We start from the raw sequence: 19,577 nt of genomic DNA, 5'->3' as shown, positions 1-19,577 counted from the left end.
CTGTGACGTCAGGCTGCCAGCCGCTGCCGCAGCCGGCGGTACAGCCGGATGGGTAGCGGGTAGCGGGATTCCGCCATCAGGGCCAGGGCGGCGGCCACGGGCGCGTCCTCATGCCAGGACGGGTCGCCCCAGCGCTCGTAGACGCGGGCGGCCAGGCGATGGGCCCGCAAACGCACCAGGCGGATCAGGGCCACCTTGGCGCACAAGGTGACGGTGTCCGGCCAGTCGCGCAGCAGCGGGTCGCTCACCGCCTGGTCCAGCAGGGCCAGGACTTTGGCCGGTTTGCGATTGCTGCCGATGGTGTCGATGGCCGCCTGCCGGGCCGCCTGGTAGGCGGCGGGGCGGGCCAGGTTGATCAGGCGGGTGACGCAATCATCGCCCGGCGACACCGCGACCGGCTGGTCCAGGGTTTCCGCCTGCCGCATGCCCAGGGTCCCCAGGGTGGTCTTCAGGTCGCCGCGCAGGGCATCCCGGTCTGCGGGGTTCAGCATGAAGCCGGTGGTGGAATCCGTCGCTTCCACCAGGGTCAGCAGGGGCCGGATGTCCGCGCCCTGCACCGCCAGGTTCTGCAGCGCCAGGCGCAAGGCGGCCGGGATGGCGGTGCCGGCCTCGCCATTATCCATGCTGAGGCGCTGCAGCACCCGGCGCAGCGTCACGCCCGCCAAGACGGCCGCGGCGGCGTAGCAGGCCGACCGGGCGGCATCATTGTCGGCATTGTTGACCAGGATGGACTTGAAATGCAGCGAGGTCATCAGGTTGCCGGGCTCACGCCGGGTGAATTCCTCAAGGTCCACCGGGTTCGGCGGTACCACCAGGCTTTCCGGATCATCCAGGTCGATGCCGAAGCGGGCGCGGACCTGCGCCACCATCCGCTTGAACACCTCCTGCGCCTCCTCGGGGAAGCCGAAGTTGACCAGTTCCTTGAACAGGCGGTAGCGGAAGCCATTCTCCAGCCGGTCGTACTTGGGCAGGCGTTCAGGCGTCAGGCGCCGGCGCAGGTATTCGCGCAGGAGGGCGCGGTCGCACCCGTCCTTCACGCCTGCGGGCAACGGCACGCGCGAGGCGTGGACGCGCAGGATGCCGGCGACGGGCGTCACGCTGACGTGGGTGAAGCCCGCTGCGTGCAGCGCAGTTTCCATTGAGGCCGCGGTGAACAGGGTCATGTGCGAGCCGGGGCTGATGATGGGCCACATCATGGAAGCCGGCGTTTCCGGCTTCAGCACCCCGCCGTCCGGTGTCGTCAGGACCAGGATGCCCGTGTCGTTCAGGCCGCGGCTGAGTGTTTTCAGCAAGGGAACCGGATTCGGCACATGCTCCAGCAATTCGAACGCGGCCACCACGTCATAGGTGACGGGTAGGGGGGTGTCTTCGGTGAAATAGTCCGGGACGATGTCCAGGCCCAGCCACTGGCGGCCCAGCTCCGACGCGCGGGAGGGGTCGTAGCCCTTGGCTTTCCACCCCAGCGCCACCTCGACATAGTCGCTGATGAAACCGATGTTGGCGCCGATGTCCAGCAGGCGGCCCTCACCCGGCTTCAGCCAGCCCATGGGCTCCAGCATCACGTCCAGGCCGGCGCCCATTTCCAGGTACAGGTCCGTGGCGGCGATGAACACGCCGGTGTCATGGCTGTAGTCGCCCACCGTCCGGTCGGTGGAGAAGCGGACGGTGCATTGCCGGCAGCACAGCAGCACCCAATCCGGATCGTGAGGCCCCCCCCAGGGAACGGTCAGGGTTGGCGCATGGGGGCCGGCGTCGCCACAGACCGGGCAGGGGGCCGCGATGGTCGGGGCGTCGGCGGAGGGCCAGCGGATGTCCATGCGAAATGCTTCCGTTCTGCAATGCGTCCCGCCGCCTTATGGCATGGCAGGGGCTGTCCATTCGGTTGTGCCCGAGGGCCGGCGGATTTGTCCAGCGCCCGTCTGCGGCTGACGGGCGTGTATTCAATCGGCGTGGACCCAATCGGCGTGGACAAGCCCGGCGACCATCCACGAGAATACGCGACGGGCCGGGGCCGGGGGTGCTGGCGGTCCGGCATGATGGGGAAGCGCGCAGGCATGTTTCGGGTTTTGCTGTTGCATAAGGACTTTCCCGGCCAATTCCGCCCCCTGGCCTTGTCATTGCTGGCCGATCCACGGGTCGAGGTGCGCGGTCTGGGACAGCGGGAGGAGTGGCGGCTGCCGGGCCTGACTCCGACGCTTTATCGCGACATGCCCGCCGTTGCCGCCGGCACCCATCCTTATCTGTTCAGTGCCGCCGACCATGTCATCCGCGGTCAGTGCGCGCTGCGGGATGCCGTGGGGATGGCGCAGCAAGGCTATCGTCCCGATTTGATCATCGGCCATTGCGGTTTCGGCGATACGCTTTATATGAAAGACTTGTGGCCGGACGTTCCACTGGTTGGTTACTTTGAGTTTTACTATCACAGCCGGGGGGCGGACGTGGGTTTCGACCCGCTTTTCCCCGTCACCCTGGACGATCTCGCCCGTGTGCGCACGCTGAACGTCGTCAACCTGCTGGGGCTGGAGGCCGCGGATTTGGGCGTCTGCCCGACCGAATGGCAGCGCTCGCTTCATCCGGCCACCTTCCGCGACCGCCTGCAGGTCATGCATGAGGGGATAGACACCGACCTGGCCTGTCCAGGACCGGTGCCGGCCTTTGCCCTGCCCGACGGCACGGTTCTCACGCAGGGGGATGAGGTGGTGACCTACGTGGCGCGGGATCTAGAACCTTACCGGGGCTTCCACGTCTTCATGCGCGCGCTGCCGGAAATCCTGAGGCGGCGGCCCCGGGCACGGGTGGTGGTGGCCGGGGGGGATGGCGTCAGCTATGGTCCGCCACCCGCAGGCGGGGGGACTTGGCGCGAGCACCTGCTGGCGGAGGTTGGGCCGGCGCTGGGATCGAGCCGCGTGCATTTCCTGGGGCCGGTGGACCACGGCCGCTTTTTGGCCCTGATGCGCCTGTCCAGCGCGCACGTCTATCTCACCTACCCCTTCGTGTTGTCCTGGTCGATGCTGGAGGCCATGGCCTGCGGCGCCTTGTTGGTCGCCTCCGACACGCCGCCGGTCGCGGAGGTGGTGCGGGATGGGGTGAACGGGCTGCTGTTCCCGTTCTTCGATGCGGGCATGCTGGCCAGCCGGGTGGTGGAGGCGCTGGATAGCGGGCCGGCGCTGGCGCCCCTGCGGCAAAGGGCGAGGGAGACGGTGAGGGCGCGATTCGATGCCCGCACCCAGGCTGTACCCGCCTGGCGCCAAGCCCTGGCGCGGTTCGGATGCCCCGCGCCGGCAGGGACTTAATTCGCCGCTTCATTTAAATGACGCATTAATCAGGCAGAAAATCCGGGCCGGGCATATGTAGAATTTGCCGTTTCTTTTATGAGTGCGCTAAGGTCGCGCGCAAAGGGGGCCGGCCCCTGCCCGAAAGGGGAACAGGCCGGCGTAATGGGGTTCTGTACGGCGGATGACGTGAGCGCAGATTCATCGACCATGAACGGGGCCATCGTGGATCACACGATGCTCACCGCATTGCTGCTTGTGGCGCAGCACCACGGCGTCCATCTCTCGCGGGAGCAACTGGTCCGCACCTATGCCGAGGGGGAAGGCGAGGTGAAGCGCGCCGTCCTGGTGCATGCCGCCGACGAGAAGGGCTTCGAGGCCAGGGCCGTCCGCATGAACTGGCGTCAGCTGATGCGCCTGGGCCGGGCGGTACCCGCCATCCTGTGCCTGAAGGACGGGACCGCCCTGGTCCTGACCGGTGTGTCGCCCAGCGTTTCCCCGCCCATCATCTATGTTCGCGAACCGGGGCAGGCCAACCAGACCCGTCCCCTGGACGAGATCGCGCTGGATGAGATCTGGGCCGGCGACGTCGTCCTGCTGAAGCCGAAGAACACCGAGGCGGAGGAGCGGGGCCTGTTCGGGCTGGGTTGGCTCATGGGGGAGGTGTTGCGGGAACGCCGCATCTTCCGCGACGTGGGCTTGGCCGCGCTGATCATGAGCTTTTTCTCGCTGGTGCCGCCGCTGGTGTACATGGTCGTGGTCGACCGCGTCCTGGTGCACCAGCGCATGTCCACCCTGGTGGTCCTGGCCGTCGGCGTGGGGTTCGTGATCGTTTTCGACACCGCCTTCGGGTGGCTGCGCCGCTACCTGGTGGCGGAGGGCACCGCCCGCATCGACGGCAGGCTGACTGCTTTCGTCTATGACCGCCTGCTGGGCTTGCCCATCGAGGTGTTCGAAGGACTGTCAACGGGCCTCATCAACCACCGCCTGAACGAAATCTGGCGTGTGCGCAATTTCCTGACAGGCCAGCTGTTCGGCACCGCGCTGGACACGATGACCCTGGTCATCATCATCCCGGCCATGTTCTTCATGAACGCGACCCTCAGCCTGTGGGTGCTGGGCATCACGTGCGTCATGTTCCTGGTGGTCCTGCTGTACATGCCGGTGATCGGCCGTTACCACGGCAAGGTGGTGGAGGCCGAGACCCGCAAGAATTCCTTCATGATCGAAAGCATCCACGGCATGCGGACGATCAAGTCGCTGGCGCTGGAAGGCAGCAAGCGGCGCGGGTGGGACATGCGGGGCGCCCAGGCGGTGAAGGCCCACCGCAACCTGGCGCTGATCGCCAACCAGCCCCAGACCATCCTGCAGCCGCTGGAGAAGCTGACCTATTCCGGCACGCTCTTGCTGGGCTGCTATATGGCGCTGTCCTCCGACCAGGCGGCGTTGGCCGGGTCGTTGGTGGCATTCACCATGCTGGCCAGCCGCGCTACCCAGCCGCTGGTGCAGATCGCCTCTATGCTGCAGCAGCTGCAGGAAGTGCGCGGCGCCATCTCCCAGGTCGCCTCCATCGTCAACATCCCGCCGGAAGAGCTGCGGTCGGACCACGGCCTGCGCCCCCGGTTCCATGGGCACATCAGCTTCGAGGATGTCAGCTTCCGTTACCCCGGCGCCCAGAACAAGGCGCTGGACCGGGTCACCGTCGATATCCCGCGGGGCAGTGTGGTCGGCGTGATGGGGCGCAGCGGCTCGGGCAAGACCACCGTGACGCGCTTGTTGCAGGGCCTGCACCAGGATTACGATGGCCTGATCAAGATCGACGGCGTCGATCTGCGGCAGATGGACATCAGCCACCTGCGTTCCAACCTGGGGGTCGTGCTGCAGGACAACTTCCTGTTCAGCGGCAGCGTGCGTGAGAACATCGGCGCCGCCCGGGCCGACGCTTCGTTCGAGGAGATCATCGAGGCCGCCCGCATGGCCGGCGCCGAGGAGTTCATCGAGCGCCTGCCGCGCGGTTACGACACCTATCTGGCCGAAGGCTCGACCAACATCTCCGGTGGCCAGCGCCAGCGCATCGCCATCGCCCGCGCCCTGCTGGTCGATCCGCCCATCCTGATCCTGGACGAGGCGACCAGCGCCCTGGACCCGGACAGCGAAGCCATCATCAACAGCAACCTGCAGCGCATTTCCGAAGGGCGGACGATGGTGGTCATCTCCCATCGCCTGACCTCGCTGGTGGATTGCGATATGATCGTGGTGATGGAGCGCGGACGGGTCTACGACGTCGGCACCCATGAAGAATTGCTCCAGCGGTGCGATATCTATCGTCACCTCTGGTTCCAGCAGAATCGCCATCAATCTTCCGGAGTTCCCAATGAGCGCGCGCTCTCTGGTCCCGACGCCCCGCGGGAGTGACGCCGTCGTCGCCCAGGCGATCAACGACTTCCAGTCGGAGATCGCCGCGGTCGTGGGGGCCCCGTATCCCAAGCCGGTGCGCAGCACGCTGTACACCCTGTCGGCCATGGTGGCCGTCGCCCTGATCCTGGTTTCCGTGGTGAAGCTGGACGAGGTGGTGACGGCACCCGGCAAGGTGGTGTCGCGCACGCCCAGCATCGTGGTGCAGCCGCTGGACACCTCCGTCGTCCGCTCCATCATGGTGCGGCCGGGGCAGGAGGTGAAGAAGGGCGACCTGCTGGTGACGCTGGACCCGACCTTCGCGTCCGCCGACGCCTCGCAGCTGCGCGACCAGGTTGCATCGCTGACGGCCGAGGTCGCCCGCCTGGAGGCGGAGCAGGCCAAGACGGTCTACGACCCCGGGGCGGAGCCGACGACGCAGGCGGCCTTGCAGCTGTCCGTCTGGCGGTCGCGCCAGGCGGAGTACAAGGCCAAGCTCGCGAACTACGACCAGAAGATCGAATCAGCCCAGTCCACCATGGTGCGCAGCCAGCGGGACATGGAGTACTTCAAGTCCCGCGTGGCCGTGACCTCGGAGATCGAGGACATGCGCGCCAAGCTGGAAAAGAAGGAATATGGCAGCCGCTTGAATACCCTGCTGGCGCAGGACAGCCGCACCGAGATGATGCGTAACCTGGCCAGCGCCGAACAGCAGGCGCGGTCGGCGTCGCATGATCTGGAAGCCCTGCGGTCGGAGCGGGAGTCCTTCCTGCACCAGTGGCAGGCGGACCTGGCCCAGGATCTGTCCAGCAAGCGGACGGACCTGCAGAAAGCCAGGGACGACCTGTCCAAGGCGGAACGCCGCAACGACCTGGTGGAGATGCGCGCCATCGATGACGGCTCCGTCCTGTCCGTGGGCGACATTTCCGTAGGGTCCGTCGCCAAGACCGGCGACATGCTGGTAACCCTGGTGCCGGCCAACGCGCCCCTGGAGGCGGAGGTCGACCTGGACGGTGCCGACCAGGGCCACGTCAAGCTGGGCGACAAGGTCGAGATCAAGCTCGACGCCTATCGCTTCATCGAGCATGGCACGGCCAAGGGCATCCTGCGCAGCGTCAGCGACGACAGCTTCACCCGCCAGGATAACGGCCAGCCGACCACGCGGCGGTTCTTCCGGGGGCGGATCGAGATCACCGAGGTCAAGCTCCACAATGTCGGCAAGGACGGCGTGCACCTGGTCCCGGGTATGCCGCTCAGCGCCGACATCATGGTCGGGCGCCGCACCATCCTGATGTACATGATGGAAACGGTGCTGCGTCAGGCGTCCGAGGGGATGCGCGAGCCTTGATCGGCATCCACCTGAACGGCATCTGGGGAATCACTACTGCGGTACGCGGCGGGTCATGGTCGGCATTTCGACGCTGATAGATCGGGCAGCCACGTGGCGGATCGGCCGGTCGTCCGCCGATTGGTCCCTGGCCATGGCCCGTCGCCTGGCCGCCCGCGGCGATGATGTCGCTGCGGCGCGGGCGTTGGCGGCCGCGGCCCGGGCGGGGTCAATCGAGGGGATGCGCGGGCTGGCGGATGCGCTGATGCAGGGACGCGGCGTCCTCCCGGATCCGGCGGCGGCGGTCCGTTGGATCACCGCTGCCGCCGGGGCGGGCGACGCCGATGCCCAGGCGCGCCTGGCCGCCCTCTACGCCAACGGTATTGGCCGCGCACCGGCGGATGGCGACACCGGCAGCACCTTCCATCTGCCGGTGGACGTCACGCAGGCGCGCCTGTGGTCGGAGAAGGCGGCGATCCAGGGCCATGTCGAGGCCCAGGTGCTGCTGGGCTGGTTGCTGTCGCGGCGCAGCGGGCCGGAAGGCGACCCGGTGCAAGCCGCCGAGTGGTACCGCCGCGCCGCGGACGCCGGCAGCCACGCGGCCAAGGTGGGCCTGGCCATGATCCTCTCCAACGGCGATCTGGGGGAACCGGACGCGGCCGCCGCCGTGCGCCTGTATGAAGAGGCGGCGGCCGTCGGCAATCCCACCGCGATCTATTACCTGGCCATGGCCTATATGCTGGGTGAAGGCACGCCCCAGGACTTGGACCGTGGCGTGGCCACCCTGAAACAGGCGGCGGACCTGCAGGTGGCGGGGGCCCAGCGGTCGCTGGGCGTCATGTACATGCGCGGCCAGAACGTCGCCCAGGATGGCGCGGCGGCGGAGACTTGGCTGCGTCGCGCCGCCGTGAAGGGCGATGTCGAGGCCATGGCGCTGCTGGGGGACTTGCACGCCGGGCGGCTGGCCCGCGTGCCCAGCGATATCGAGGCGGCGCAGTGGTACCAGGCGGCGGCCGACCGCGACCATGCCGGGGCACAGATGGCGTTGGGGCTGGCCTACGCCGGCGGGCGTGGCCTGCCCAAGGATGTGTTCGAAGCGGTGCGGTGGTTCACCAAGGCGGCCGATAGCGGCTTCGTTCCGGCCCAGTTCCATATGGGCATCTGTCACCTGGGCGGCGAGGGGGTGCCCCAGGACTATGCCAAGTCCGCCCGGTATTTCCGCATGGCGGCCGACGCCGGCCACGCCGACGCCCTCTACAACCTGGGTGTCCTGCACTATCACGGCTACGGCCTGGAAAAGGACGAGGCGCAGGCCATGGTCCTGTACAGCCAGGCGGCGGAGAAGGGCAGTGCGTCGGCCCAGTTCCGGGTGGGGCGTGCCTATGCCACCGGGGCCGGCTTGCCGCAAGACGATGCCGCCGCCCTGGTCTGGACGCGCCGGGCGGCGGAACAGGGGCATGTACCGGGGCAGGTCAATCTGGCGCGCATGCTCCTGGCCCAGGGGTATGGAAGCCAAGGGCATGCGGCACAACGGGACGCCGCCGTGGCGGAGGCCAGGGCTTGGCTGGAAAGGGCCACGGCCGCCGGCAGCGGTGAAGCCATGAGCACCCTGGCCGAGCTGATCGCCGCCCATGACGGTGCGGCGGGCGTGGAAACGGCGCTGGAGTGGGCCCGCCGGGCGGCCAAGGCGGGTGATCCCCGCGCGCCGCAGGTCGTCGAGGCCCTGGAGGCGCGCGCCTTCCACGGTGAGGTTCGCTGACAGGGACGCGTCGGGCCCCGCCCCTCAGTTCAGTGCACCCGCCCGCTCAATGCACCCGGTTGCGCATCGACAATTGCAGATGATGCAGGATGAGGCTGGTGTCGTATGAGGGCGAGGAGGCGCGGATGACCTCCTCCCAGCGCTGCACGCAGGGGATGCCGACGGGATTGCGCTGCAGCAGATCACGCTTGATGAACGGGCTGGCCTTGCGGGCCACCAGGTAATCCCAGAAATAGTGGGTCTGGTTCAGGGGCCGTCCCTGGTTGATGGCCTTTTGCAGCTGGCGCAGATAGGGCAGGATCTGTCCTTGGCTGTTGCCATGGTTGTCGACCACGGCGTCCTGCTGCTTGGACCGGTCCAGCGCCTCGTTCAGCGGCTTCGAAATTTCTGAAACCACGCTGCGGTAAGGCAGCAGGGCGCGGCACTGGATACCGGCCCGCAGGAAGAAGCGCGTCATGCCGATTTCATAATCGCGGATGACCCAGCGCTTGCGCCGGTAATAACGAACCTTTTTCCAGAACTTCAAGAAGCTGGGATGCTTCAGGGCTGCGTGATGAAAAATCAGGAAATAGCTCTGCAGGTGGAAATGGCGGTCCCAGCTGTCGGTCAACCCCCAGATACCCGCCTGGGCCGGGTCCGCCTGGCGGACCACCTCCGCCAGATCCTGCAGGGGGCCGTATATGCTGTCGTTGGTGATCAACAGCTGATCAAGGGCGCCGGGGTCGGGGATGAGGGCGATGGCGTCCTTGAACGCGCCGAAGTCCCAGCCGATGTTGCGCCGTTTCAGCACCCAGGCGACATGCGGTAGCACCTTGCCGGTTTCCTTGGCCGACAATTTGGGACAGTTGCTGGCGAAGATGACGGCATAGCCGGCCTCCGCCAGCTTGGCGACGAAATAGACGACATAGTCATGGACAATGCCGCGTTGGTCATAATGGTTGAAGACGGCGACCTTGCGGGCCCCGTCCAGTGGCAAGTGGCCGGGAAGGCTGGCCTTGACCGTGGTCCGTCGGGGCAGGATGGGAGCCGCCAGGCAGCGCACCAAGTCCGCGCCGTCGACCAACAGCATCGGCAGTCGGACACCCTTCTTGAGCATCTTAAAGAACGTGTCAGACATGAAACCGATAAATCCCCCGCCTTGAATACCCATTATAGGCGATACGCTGGAGTTCTGAAAGCAAAGCTGTCGACCATCGCGCGGGGGCCGAACCCGCCAGGTCGACGCATGAAAGAAATGTCGCTACTTCTACGCTACCGTGGTGAAAGGTGCTCGCGGATCAGGCCGGTATCATAGTTGGAAACCCTGGATACAACGTATTCCCAATCACCAACATTGGGAATGTTGGCCGGATTCTTTTGCAGCAATTCGCGTTTGATGAAAGGAAAGCCCAGGCCGACCGTCAGCTCGTACCAGAAAAAATGGGTCTGGTTGATGGGAATGGAAGCCTTGATGCGGTTGGCGAGCATTTGCGCGTACCCGGCCGGCGACGTCCTGTCGGCTTTGGGCGGCGCGGTTCGCGGTGTATGGGACCGCATGAATGTTTCGGTGACGGCGTTGTAGGGGAACAGCGCCTTGCAGCGCAGCCCACCGTCTTGCAGCATCCGCGTCAGCCCGATCTCATATTTCTCGATGATCCAATGCTTGCGCCGGAAGCAGCGGACACCGTCCCAGAACCGCCGGAACGCCTCGGAGCGCAACGCCCGCTGGTGGAACAGCAGGAAGAAGCTTTGCAGGTGATAATGGCGCTCCCAGCTGTCTGTGCTGCCCCAGATGTCGGCTTCGGCCGGTGACGCGCGGGCGATCAGGGGATCCAGGTCATAGAGGGGGCCGAAGACACTGTCGTTGGTAATCAGCAGCATATCGCGCTTTTCCAACGCCGGCACCAGCGAGATGGCCTCGCGGTAGGCGGCGAAATCCCAACCGATGTTCTGGCGGGAAAAGGCCAACGCCACGTCCGGCAGCAGGGGCGCCACCGTCTGGTCGCTCAGGCAGGGCGTATTGCTGGCGAAGACCACGGCAAAGCCCGCTTCCCGCAGCTTGCGGACATGATAGCGGACATAGGGGGCGATGGTGTCGGTCCGCGCGAAGTGCATGAAGACGGCCACCCGGGCCGCGCCGTCCAGCGACACCTGGCCGGTCCAGCTTTTCTCGATGCGGCCCACCGCGGGAGGTGGGGGGAAAAGCAGCAACTCGGCGTAATCGGCCGTGCGCGTGATCAGCAGGCGGCTGCGATAAGCAACTTGGCGGACGATACGGCGAAACAGGTCACGCACTCAAATACATCCTAAGCACATATCCGGCGAACCACGCATCCGGCTCGCCTTGCCGGCCTGGCGCGTGCCGATCGCCAAGAGCCTGATCAACAAGGGAAGCGCTAGCCCCTTTATGTCCGAGCCAGTTCCTTTATGCCCGAGACGGTGTGGCCAAACAATGTCGAGAACCGGGGGCGGCCATGATGATGCCATATATGTTCGTCTGTCGAACATTTGTTCGCAGTTGCACGGCTGTTCTTGGCGCGTGGCATGGCTCATTCCCGCCGGTCCGGTGCTATCGTGGCCACTGCCCTTCAAGAATGGCGGGAGGAATGAGAGATGCCTGGATTGCTGGACCCGCTGTTCCGGGGCGGGGCGGTGGACGCGGTGTTCACCGATACCGCCACCCTGCAGGGCATGCTGGACTTTGAGGCGGCCTTGGCGCGGGCGGAGGCGGGGCTGGGCATCATTCCCCTGGGCGCCGACACCGCCATCGCCGCCCATTGCCGGGCCGACCGTTTCGACCTGGATGCCCTGGCCCATGCCGCAGCCAAGGCCGGCAACACCGCCATTCCCTTGGTTAAGGCGCTGACGGCGCGGGTGGCGGCGGCTGATCCCGATGCCAGCCGCTTCGTCCATTGGGGCGCCACCAGCCAGGACATCATGGATACCGGCTTGGTACTGCAAATCCGCCAGGCCCTGCCGCTGATGGACAAGGACCTGGACACCCTGGAGGGGTATCTGGCCCGCCTTGCGGCCACCCATGCCGGGACGCCCTTGGCCGCGCGCACCTGGATGCAGCAGGCCCTGCCCACCACCTTCGGCCTGAAGGCCGCGGGTTGGATGGCCGCTGTCGGTCGCGCCCGCCGGGCTTTGGCCACGGCCGGGCAGGATTGCCTGGTGCTGCAGTTCGGTGGCGCCGCCGGCACGCTGGCCGCCCTGGGCGACCGGGGTCTGGATGTCGCGGCGGCCCTGGCGCTTGACCTGGACTTGGCCTTGCCCGATCTGCCCTGGCACGGCCACCGCGACCGGCTGGTGGCGCTGGGCGCGGCGCTGGGCCTGGTGGCCGGCGTGCTGGGCAAGATGGCCCGCGACCTGTCGCTGCTGATGCAGACCGAGGTGGGCGAGGCGTTCGAGCCGGCGGAGGCCGGCAAAGGCGGGTCGTCCGCCATGCCGCACAAGCGCAATCCCGTGGCCTGCGCCGTCGCGCTGTCCGCGGCCGCCCGCGTACCGCCCCTGGTCGCCACCCTGTTCGCCGCCCTGCCGCAAGAGCAGGAGCGCGGCCTGGGCGGTTGGCATGCGGAGTGGGAGACCTTGCCGGAAATCTTCCGCCTGGTGGGCGGCAGCCTGCGGGTCATGGCCGACGCCATGGCCGGGCTGGAGGTGGATGCCGGCCGCATGCGCGCCAATCTCGACATCACCCGCGGCCTGCTGATGTCGGAATCGGTGGTCATGGCCCTGGGGCAGGCCCTGGGCCGGGGTCCGGCGCATAGCCTGGTGGAAAAGGCCAGCCGCCAAGCGGTGGCCGAAGGCCGCGGCCTGGGCGACGTGCTGGCCACGCTGCCGGAGGTCACGGCCCACCTGTCGCCGGAGCAACTGGCGGCGGCGTTGGATCCCTCCAGCTACCTGGGCATGGCGCCCGAGTTCGTTGCCAGGGCCTTGGCCGCCCGCGAATCTTCCCGCGACGCATGAGGAAAATGGACCATGCCGTTGATTACCCTGGATGATGGCTGCAATCTGAGCTACCGCATCGACGGTCCCGCCGATGCGCCGCCCCTGGTGTTGTCCAACTCGCTGGGTACCGCCATGGCGATGTGGGAACCGCAGATGGCGGCCCTGGCCCAACACTACCGCGTCATCCGCTATGACAGCCGGGGCCACGGCGCCAGCGACGCGCCGGCCGGCCCCTACACCATGGAGCGGCTGGGACAGGACGTGCTGGGCCTGATGGATGAGCTGGACATTTATCGCGTCCGGTTCTGCGGCCTGTCCAAGGGCGGCATGGTGGCTCAGTGGCTGGGCATCAACGCCGGCCAGCGGCTGGACCGCCTGGTGCTGGCCAACACCGCCGCTTACATGGGCCCGGCGGAAAGCTGGCAGGGGCGCATGGACCTGGTGGCGGCCCAGGGCATGGCGGCCGTCACCGAGGCGGTGATCCAGCGCTGGTTCACCCCCGGCTTCGTGGCCGCCCAGCCGGATGCCGTGGATCGGGTGCGCTGGCTGCTGCTGGCCACTGAGCCGCAGGGGTATGTGGGCTGTTGCGCCGCCATCCGCGACATGGACCAGCGGCCGCAGTTGCCGGCCATCGCCGTGCCCACCCTGGTCATCGGCGGCACCCAGGACCCCGCCACCCCGCCGGAGAAGGCGCAGGAACTGCACGCCAGCATCAAGGGCAGCAATCTCGTGATGCTGGACGCCGCACACCTGTCGAATGTCGAGCAGGCGGACGCCTTCACCGCAGCCTTGATCGATTTCCTGGCCTGAGGAGCAGACCCCATGGATGAGCAAGACCGTTTCGACCTGGGCCTCGCGACCCGCAAGTCCGTGCTGGGGGAGGCCCATGTCGACCGGGCGCTGGCCGGCCGCACCGAGTTCAACACCGAGTTCCAGGACCTTATCACCCGCTATGCCTGGGGCGAGATCTGGACGCGACCCGCGATCGACCACCCCACCCGCCGCCTGCTGACCCTGGCGATGATGATCGCCCTGAACCGGGGGGAGGAGTTCAAGATGCACGTCCGCGCCGCCCTGCAGCACGGTGTGTCCAAGGACCTGATCAAGGAAGTGATCCTGCAGAGCGCCATCTATTGCGGCGTGCCGGCCGCCAACACCGCCTTCCATCAGGCGGCGGAGGTGTTCGCGGGCTTGGACGAGGCGGGGGCTTAGGTCAAGCAGACCATCGCCCGAATAACGAGAGGATATTGATGGTGCCCATACTATAGGTTTAACTACCGGGATCTCATGGAATGCGGGGGCGGCCATGGTCACGGGATGGTATGGGGCGGTGGCGGTGATGCTGGGCGGCTTGCTCAGCGGGTGTGTGCCAGCGCGCCAAATGGTGGACTCTGATCTTCATCGGGCTGGCGGGATTTCAGGGGCGATGATGGACGACCATCTGCTGCCCATGCCGTCCAAAAACGCACAAGTTTACCGCGCGGCCATCGCCATGGCGCTAATCGCGGCGGCGGGTGAGCAAACCATCAGCAACGCCAATGATGCGGATGATTATGTTTGGGCCTTGGGCCGCGTGACCCATCAGCTGGTGGAAATGAGGAACATTGCGTCCGTTAATAAGGACTGCGCGGCGATGGCCAAGCTTTGTACCGTTTACGCCGCGGAATTCGAAGCCCAGGTGCCGGCGTTGGAAGGGCGCATCTACAAACTGGCCTTGTCCGTGATTCCCCGGGAGAAGTTCGGCGACGTGGCGGACGACCTGATTGGCCAGAACTATCTGCGCCTGGCCCTGGATGTCGCCAAGACGGCGGGTGACTTGGCGCTCGCCGGGCATCGCATGGCGGCGACGTACCGGTCGGCGCTCGAGGGCATCGCCTATGCCGTTCAAAAGGAGAGACGGGCCGAACCTTTCAAGAATATGGAAGAAGTGACGGCGGAGATTCATCGCGTTCTAAAGACGCCGGATTTGTCTTTCGAGCCCCAGCTCCAGGATTTCGATCTGATCTTCCATCTGGCGCTTCGGTCTTGCCGCCAGGTCGCGGGGCGCTCCAGCGATACGGGTCGCATGCTGAAGAAGTGCGACGAGGACGTAAAAATGCCCGCCCTCATCCCTACGGCTAGTTAGGGGCCTCTCCGACGTCCCGCACCACGGTCTCCAACTGTGCCCGCAGCCAGGCTTGGGCGGGGTCGTGCTGGCTGCGCAGGTGCCAGGCCATGTACATGCGCAGGGCGTCCGTGCCCGGCGGGGCGGCGGCCAGCAGGTCGGCGGGGAGAGGGGCGGCGTGGAACTCCCGCAGTTCTACCCTGTGCAGCCGGCCGGGAATGCAGGCGATCAGGTCGGTGCCGCGCAGGAAGGGCGCCAGGCCTGAGAAGTTGGCGACCGACACCACCACGTCGCGGTGTATGCCCAGCCCCTCCAGTGCCTTGTCGAAGTTCAGCGGGTCCGCCGAGGGGTGGACCACGGTGACGTGGCGCCCGGCCAGGAAGGCGGCGGCACTGGCGGGGGCGGCCCGCCGCGCGCCGTCGAAGACGCAGACATAGCGGTCGTCGAACAGCCGCTTCTGGATGATGTCCAGCCCTTCCGGCGGGGCGGGGGAGATCAGCAGGTCGCAGCGCGCCTCCCGCAGCATCTCGTTGGTTGGCCGGCCGGAAGGGATGACCTGCAGGCGGAGGTCCGCCAGCTGCGCCGCCGCCCGGGCGTAAAAGCGGGGCAGCAGCAGGTCGCGCTGGAAGTCGTTGGCCGCCACCGTCCAGGACAAGCGGGCCTGCGCCGGGTCGAAGCCGTCACCGGCCGTCAGGGCCTTCAACCCATCCATGAGCAACCGCGCCTGGGGCACCAGGCGTTCCGCATGCTGGGTGGCGACGATGCGCCGGCCGGACTTCACGAACAAGGGGTCGCCTGCCAGGCGGCGCAGGCGGTTCAGCGCGTGGCTGACGGCCGACTGCGCCATGTCCAGCCGCCGGGCAGCGGCGGAGACCGACCCCTCCTCATACACCGTCACGAACAGGCGCAGCAGGTGCCCGTCCACCCCCAGATGATCGAAACTGCCCAACGATGCCCCCACCAATCCATGAACCATATCGATGGATTATATGCCCATGCATGGGATTTTCAGAACCATCGATTGGTCTAGGGTGGGGGTGAAAGATGTGGGCGCCGCATCGTGGCCCGCCTCTCAAGAACCAATCCCGGGAGGACGGGACCTGAGATGAGTAGCGATACTGGAGAGTTCGCCCGGCGCGACCGTGCCTGGCATCCGCCGGCCTTCACGCCGCCATACAAGACGTCCGTCCTGCGCTCGCCGGGCAAGGCGCTGGTGTCCCTGCGCCAGTCGATTGGCGAGCGCACCGGCCCGGTGTTCGGCCATGGCGACCTGGATCCTTTGGACAACGACCTGATCCGCAACTACATCACCACTGGCGGCGAGGCCATTGGCGAGCGCATCATCGTCCACGGCCGCGTGGTTGATGAGATGGGGCGCCCGGTGAAGGGCAGCCTGGTCGAAGTCTGGCAGGCCAACGCCGGCGGCCGCTACCGCCACGGCAACGATCGTTACCTGGCGCCGCTGGACCCCAATTTCGGTGGCTGCGGTCGCTGCGTCACCGACGACGACGGGCGCTATTTCTTCCGCACCATCAAGCCGGGGCCCTATCCCTGGATGAACCACAACAGCGACTGGCGCCCCTCACACATCCATTTCTCGCTGTTCGGCAACGCCTTCGCCCAGCGCCTGGTGACCCAGATGTATTTCGAGGGCGACCCGTTGATTCCGCTGTGCCCCATCATCGGCACCATCCGCGACAAGGCGGCGGTGGACATGCTGGTGGCCAAGCTCGACATGAACGAGATGGTGCCCTTCGATAGCCTGGTCTACCGCTTCGACATCGTGCTGCGCGGCCGCCGCTCCACCTTCTTTGAGAACCGGCCGGAGGGGAACTGAGCCATGCCTGTCCAATACCTGAAGGAAACCCCCTCGCAGACCGGCGGCCCCTACGTCCATATTGGCTGCCTGCCTCACTTCGCCGGCCTGAACCTCCGCACCCAGGAAAAGCTGCACGTCCTGGCGGGCGGCGGCGTGCCGGGCGAGCAGATCCGCATCGAGGGCGTGGTGTGGGACGGTTCCGGCCATCCCCTGCGCGACGTGATGCTGGAGCTGTGGCAGGCCGACAGCACCGGCGCTTATAACGCCCCCGGCTTCCGGGGCTGGGGCCGCGTCGGCGCCGACCCGCAGACGGGCCTGTGGGGGTTCGAGACCATCCGTCCAGGCGCCACGCCCTGGATCGACGGCCGGCTGCAAGCGCCCCACTGCTCCCTGCTGCTGTTCGCGCGCGGCATCAACATCCACCTGCACACCCGCGTCTATTTCGATGACCGTCCTGAGGCCAACGCCGCCGATCCGGCGCTGCTGTCCATCGAGTTGGTGAACCGCCGCCAGACCCTGATCGCCACGCGGCAGGCCGGGGGCCAAGGGGGATCGGACGTGCCCACCTTCCGCTTCGACATCCATTTGCAGGGCGACAAGGAAACCGTGTTCTTCGACTGCTGACCGTTTCCCATCGAGGTGCTGGAAAGGCCCGGTCCGCCCGACCGGGCCTTTTTCGCATGATTTCCGTTCTTGAGAAAAAACTAATAAAATCAATATTTTGTCATATAGAAGAATTTCAGAAGGACCGGCGCGCGAACAGCGGACTTAACCTCCGTCGGCCAGCTTTCCTTGGGAAGCGGCAGGGACTGCAGCGGAGGGGAATTGGGCATGAACGCGACGATGCCGGCCATCATGACGCCCGAGGCGACCCTGGGGCGCCGCATATTGGTTGGCCCTGGTGTCCATGCCCGGTTGCCGGCGCGCAGGCCGGCCGCGACCAGGCTGGGCCGCATCGCCCAGACGTTGGTGGAGCGGACCACGGCCGCGACCTTCAGCCTGGCGGCGACCAGCAGCTATCTTTTCGCGCTGACGCAGGCATCGATGCCGGCCATTCTGTTCGGCGACACCTATCCCGTACCGCAATCCCCCTTTCCGCAATCCGGGGTGCCGTCACCACAAGCATCGTATGATGCCTTCCGGGATCAGTTCGCGACGTTTCAGGCGCAAGCCGGGACCTGGATCACGCCCCGGCGGGGCGCCGAACTGCCCAGCGTCTTTTCCCAACTGGCGTCGTTGCCGCGTCTGCTGGCGGACATGACCCGCGTTCTGGACGACGCCCTGGCGGGGCGGTCCGGCCAAGGTGCCGGCCGGTTGCCGTGCGCCCATCCCCTGAAAGCCTGCGAAAGGGCCGTCCGGCGACGGAGCGAAGCGGTCTCCGCCCTGCTCGGCATGGTCACCCAGCAGGGGCAATGGCTGGCGACCGCCGCCACGGGCCTGGGGGCCGCCCCTCAAACTGGTGTCCTTGGGCAACTGTTGGCGACCCATGCTGGCGAGGCCAAGGCCATGACCATGGCCGTCCACCATGCCCAGGCCTGCATCGCGGCCGAGACCAGCCGCATCATTGACGCCGGCCTGGGTGGCGCCTCCTCCGTGGCCGTGGGGGTGGTGGGATTGACGATGTGCTGGAATCCCTTGGGCTGGTCGATGATCCCAGGTGGGGTTGTCGGCACGCACAATGGTGGTATCGACCTGTCCCTAATCCAAGGCCAGCTGGGCAAGCTTGAGGCGCTGATCGAGGTCAAGCTCGACCGGTGGCGGCAGGGGCAGGCGGCGGCCATGCTGCTGGCGGGAATGGGGGCCCAATTGATGGGCGTGGCACCCATGGTGCAAGCCGCGCAGGAGGAATTGGCGGCGTTGGCCTGGCTGCTGGGGCGCTTGCCGTCCGAGGTGTCGACCGCGCTGGACGACGGCGACCTGTCGGCTGCGCGAGGGGAATGGGGTGCCGTCATGGCCGATGCGGGCCTGTCCGATGCCCTGTCCCTGCACCTATGGCCGTCGCCCGCGCAGCTCAGCGCGCCGTCCACCGTCGCCGTGGCGGGCGACGATGTCTTCCGTATCGCCGCCTCGGGTCGGATGTACCATCATTCCCCGTCGTCACCCGGCTGGACCGACATGCAGGTCACGGCCCTCAGTTGTGCCAGCGATGGCTATGACCTGGTGGCCATCGACGGCGCGCCGGTCGCCTCCGTTCAATCCTGCACCGGGGCTTCCTCCAGCTATCATGTGAAGCTGTATGACCGCTTCACCCAGGCCTGGACCACCATCTCCGCCTTCCCCGCGTCGTGCGTCGCCGTAGGGCAGGGGACGATATACGCGGTGAATCAGGCCCCGGGGGACGGGCGGGTGCACCGCTACAACGGCATGGGCAAAAGTTGGACAGCCCTGCCCATGCTGCCGGGACCGGACGTCGCCGCCCAGATCGCCGTTGCCGCCGGCGTCGTCTTCGCCCTGACCAACAACAGCCAGACGCTCTACCGCTACAATCCCGCCCGTCAGAACTGGGGACGGGTGGGGCGCGCCGCCTATCTGTCGATCCGGGCCAATGGCAACAAGCTGGGCATGGTGGATGCCGACAACCGTGCCTACCTTTACGATGCGCTGGCCGGTGGCGCGCCCCGGCAGGTGGGGGCCTGTATCAACGCCCTTGCCCAGATGTCGACCGGTGAGCAGTTGGGCATCGCCTCCGGGGCGGGGGCCTGCGGGCTGGGTGCCCTCTGGCATATTGATACGAGGGTGCAGCCGCCGTGCCGAACCTATGTGGCCTCGGAAGCGACGGCCATCTTCGCCAGTGACACGGACGTGGCCTACCACTGTGACGGCAAGGGGGACCTTCACCGCATGATGCCCGACGGCGGTATGGTTCGGCTGCCGTCCCTGCCTTCATGAGCGGCATCTCCATGAGTGGCACGCCGCTTCCCATCCTGGAGTTTTGCAATCGGCTGATCGCGCTGGCCCGATGCCTCAGTGCCCTC

Annotated in this window: 15 protein-coding genes; 11 read left to right on the top strand and 4 right to left on the bottom strand. The window is 66.8% G+C overall.

What is annotated here, in order from left to right:
- Nucleotides 1-8: 8 nt before the first annotated feature.
- Entirely contained in the window at nucleotides 9-1,817 is a 1,809-nt protein-coding gene (locus FBZ88_RS09055; RefSeq protein ID WP_145616512.1) for a class I SAM-dependent methyltransferase, read from the bottom strand.
- 237 nt (nucleotides 1,818-2,054) lie between these two features.
- On the opposite strand from FBZ88_RS09055, the gene FBZ88_RS09050 reads away from it, so the two are divergent.
- The 4 genes from FBZ88_RS09050 (at nucleotide 2,055) to FBZ88_RS09035 (ending at nucleotide 8,752) form a co-directional block, all read left to right on the top strand.
- A complete protein-coding gene (locus FBZ88_RS09050; protein ID WP_145616511.1) occupies nucleotides 2,055-3,293 on the top strand; it encodes a glycosyltransferase in 1,239 nt (412 codons plus the stop codon).
- A gap of 216 nt (nucleotides 3,294-3,509) precedes the next feature.
- Complete coding sequence (locus FBZ88_RS09045) at nucleotides 3,510-5,687, top strand: peptidase domain-containing ABC transporter (protein WP_246138580.1); 2,178 nt, start codon at nucleotides 3,510-3,512, stop codon at nucleotides 5,685-5,687.
- The gene (locus FBZ88_RS09040) at nucleotides 5,647-7,014 is read left to right on the top strand and encodes an HlyD family type I secretion periplasmic adaptor subunit (protein ID WP_246138579.1); all 1,368 of its coding nucleotides are present in this window, start codon (nucleotides 5,647-5,649) and stop codon (nucleotides 7,012-7,014) included. Before FBZ88_RS09045 ends, FBZ88_RS09040 begins: the two co-directional genes overlap by 41 nt.
- Nucleotides 7,015-7,147: 133 nt before the next feature.
- The gene (locus tag FBZ88_RS09035; protein ID WP_186464292.1) at nucleotides 7,148-8,752 is read left to right on the top strand and encodes a tetratricopeptide repeat protein; all 1,605 of its coding nucleotides are present in this window, start codon (nucleotides 7,148-7,150) and stop codon (nucleotides 8,750-8,752) included.
- Between the two features lie 46 nt (nucleotides 8,753-8,798).
- Here the strand turns inward: FBZ88_RS09035 and FBZ88_RS09030 are convergent, their stop codons facing one another.
- Both FBZ88_RS09030 and FBZ88_RS09025 read right to left on the bottom strand, forming a co-directional pair.
- Nucleotides 8,799-9,869: a rhamnan synthesis F family protein gene (locus FBZ88_RS09030; RefSeq protein WP_186291577.1), complete on the bottom strand. Its 1,071-nt coding sequence runs from the start codon at nucleotides 9,867-9,869 to the stop codon at nucleotides 8,799-8,801.
- Nucleotides 9,870-10,003: 134 nt separating this feature from the next.
- On the bottom strand, nucleotides 10,004-11,026 hold the full coding sequence (locus FBZ88_RS09025) for a rhamnan synthesis F family protein (protein WP_145616508.1): 1,023 nt from the start codon (nucleotides 11,024-11,026) through the stop codon (nucleotides 10,004-10,006).
- Between the two features lie 318 nt (nucleotides 11,027-11,344).
- Here FBZ88_RS09025 and FBZ88_RS09020 point away from each other — a divergent pair, with 318 nt between their 5' ends.
- From FBZ88_RS09020 to FBZ88_RS09010, 4 genes are all read left to right on the top strand, one after another.
- A complete protein-coding gene (locus FBZ88_RS09020; RefSeq protein ID WP_145616507.1) occupies nucleotides 11,345-12,697 on the top strand; it encodes a 3-carboxy-cis,cis-muconate cycloisomerase in 1,353 nt (450 codons plus the stop codon).
- A 12-nt stretch (nucleotides 12,698-12,709) separates the two neighbouring features.
- Nucleotides 12,710-13,489 (top strand): 3-oxoadipate enol-lactonase, encoded by a 780-nt coding sequence (pcaD, locus tag FBZ88_RS09015; RefSeq protein WP_211102583.1) that lies wholly within the window; start codon nucleotides 12,710-12,712, stop codon nucleotides 13,487-13,489.
- 12 nt (nucleotides 13,490-13,501) lie between these two features.
- Complete coding sequence (gene pcaC / locus FBZ88_RS30525; RefSeq protein ID WP_211102582.1) at nucleotides 13,502-13,891, top strand: 4-carboxymuconolactone decarboxylase; 390 nt, start codon at nucleotides 13,502-13,504, stop codon at nucleotides 13,889-13,891.
- 94 nt (nucleotides 13,892-13,985) lie between these two features.
- On the top strand, nucleotides 13,986-14,804 hold the full coding sequence (locus tag FBZ88_RS09010; RefSeq protein ID WP_145616506.1) for a hypothetical protein: 819 nt from the start codon (nucleotides 13,986-13,988) through the stop codon (nucleotides 14,802-14,804).
- On the opposite strand, the gene FBZ88_RS09005 is transcribed toward FBZ88_RS09010, so the two are convergent.
- Complete coding sequence (locus FBZ88_RS09005; protein WP_246138578.1) at nucleotides 14,797-15,732, bottom strand: LysR family transcriptional regulator; 936 nt, start codon at nucleotides 15,730-15,732, stop codon at nucleotides 14,797-14,799. The genes FBZ88_RS09010 and FBZ88_RS09005 overlap by 8 nt on opposite strands.
- 156 nt (nucleotides 15,733-15,888) lie before the next feature.
- Between FBZ88_RS09005 and pcaH the strand changes: the two genes are divergently transcribed.
- The 3 genes from pcaH to FBZ88_RS08990 all read left to right on the top strand — a co-directional run bounded on the left by pcaH (nucleotide 15,889) and on the right by FBZ88_RS08990 (nucleotide 19,491).
- The gene (gene pcaH, locus FBZ88_RS09000) at nucleotides 15,889-16,620 is read left to right on the top strand and encodes a protocatechuate 3,4-dioxygenase subunit beta (RefSeq protein WP_040847479.1); all 732 of its coding nucleotides are present in this window, start codon (nucleotides 15,889-15,891) and stop codon (nucleotides 16,618-16,620) included.
- 3 nt (nucleotides 16,621-16,623) lie between these two features.
- On the top strand, nucleotides 16,624-17,226 hold the full coding sequence (gene pcaG, locus FBZ88_RS08995) for a protocatechuate 3,4-dioxygenase subunit alpha (protein ID WP_145616504.1): 603 nt from the start codon (nucleotides 16,624-16,626) through the stop codon (nucleotides 17,224-17,226).
- A 207-nt stretch (nucleotides 17,227-17,433) separates the two neighbouring features.
- A complete protein-coding gene (locus FBZ88_RS08990) occupies nucleotides 17,434-19,491 on the top strand; it encodes a Kelch repeat-containing protein (protein ID WP_145616503.1) in 2,058 nt (685 codons plus the stop codon).
- Nucleotides 19,492-19,577 lie beyond the last annotated feature (86 nt).

Origin of the sequence: Nitrospirillum bahiense (genome assembly GCF_007828025.1) — a bacterium.
GTDB classification, from domain to species: domain Bacteria; phylum Pseudomonadota; class Alphaproteobacteria; order Azospirillales; family Azospirillaceae; genus Nitrospirillum; species Nitrospirillum amazonense.
The sequence above is the reverse complement of the archived record's forward strand: the minus strand, read 5'-3'. Positions and strand labels throughout refer to the sequence as shown.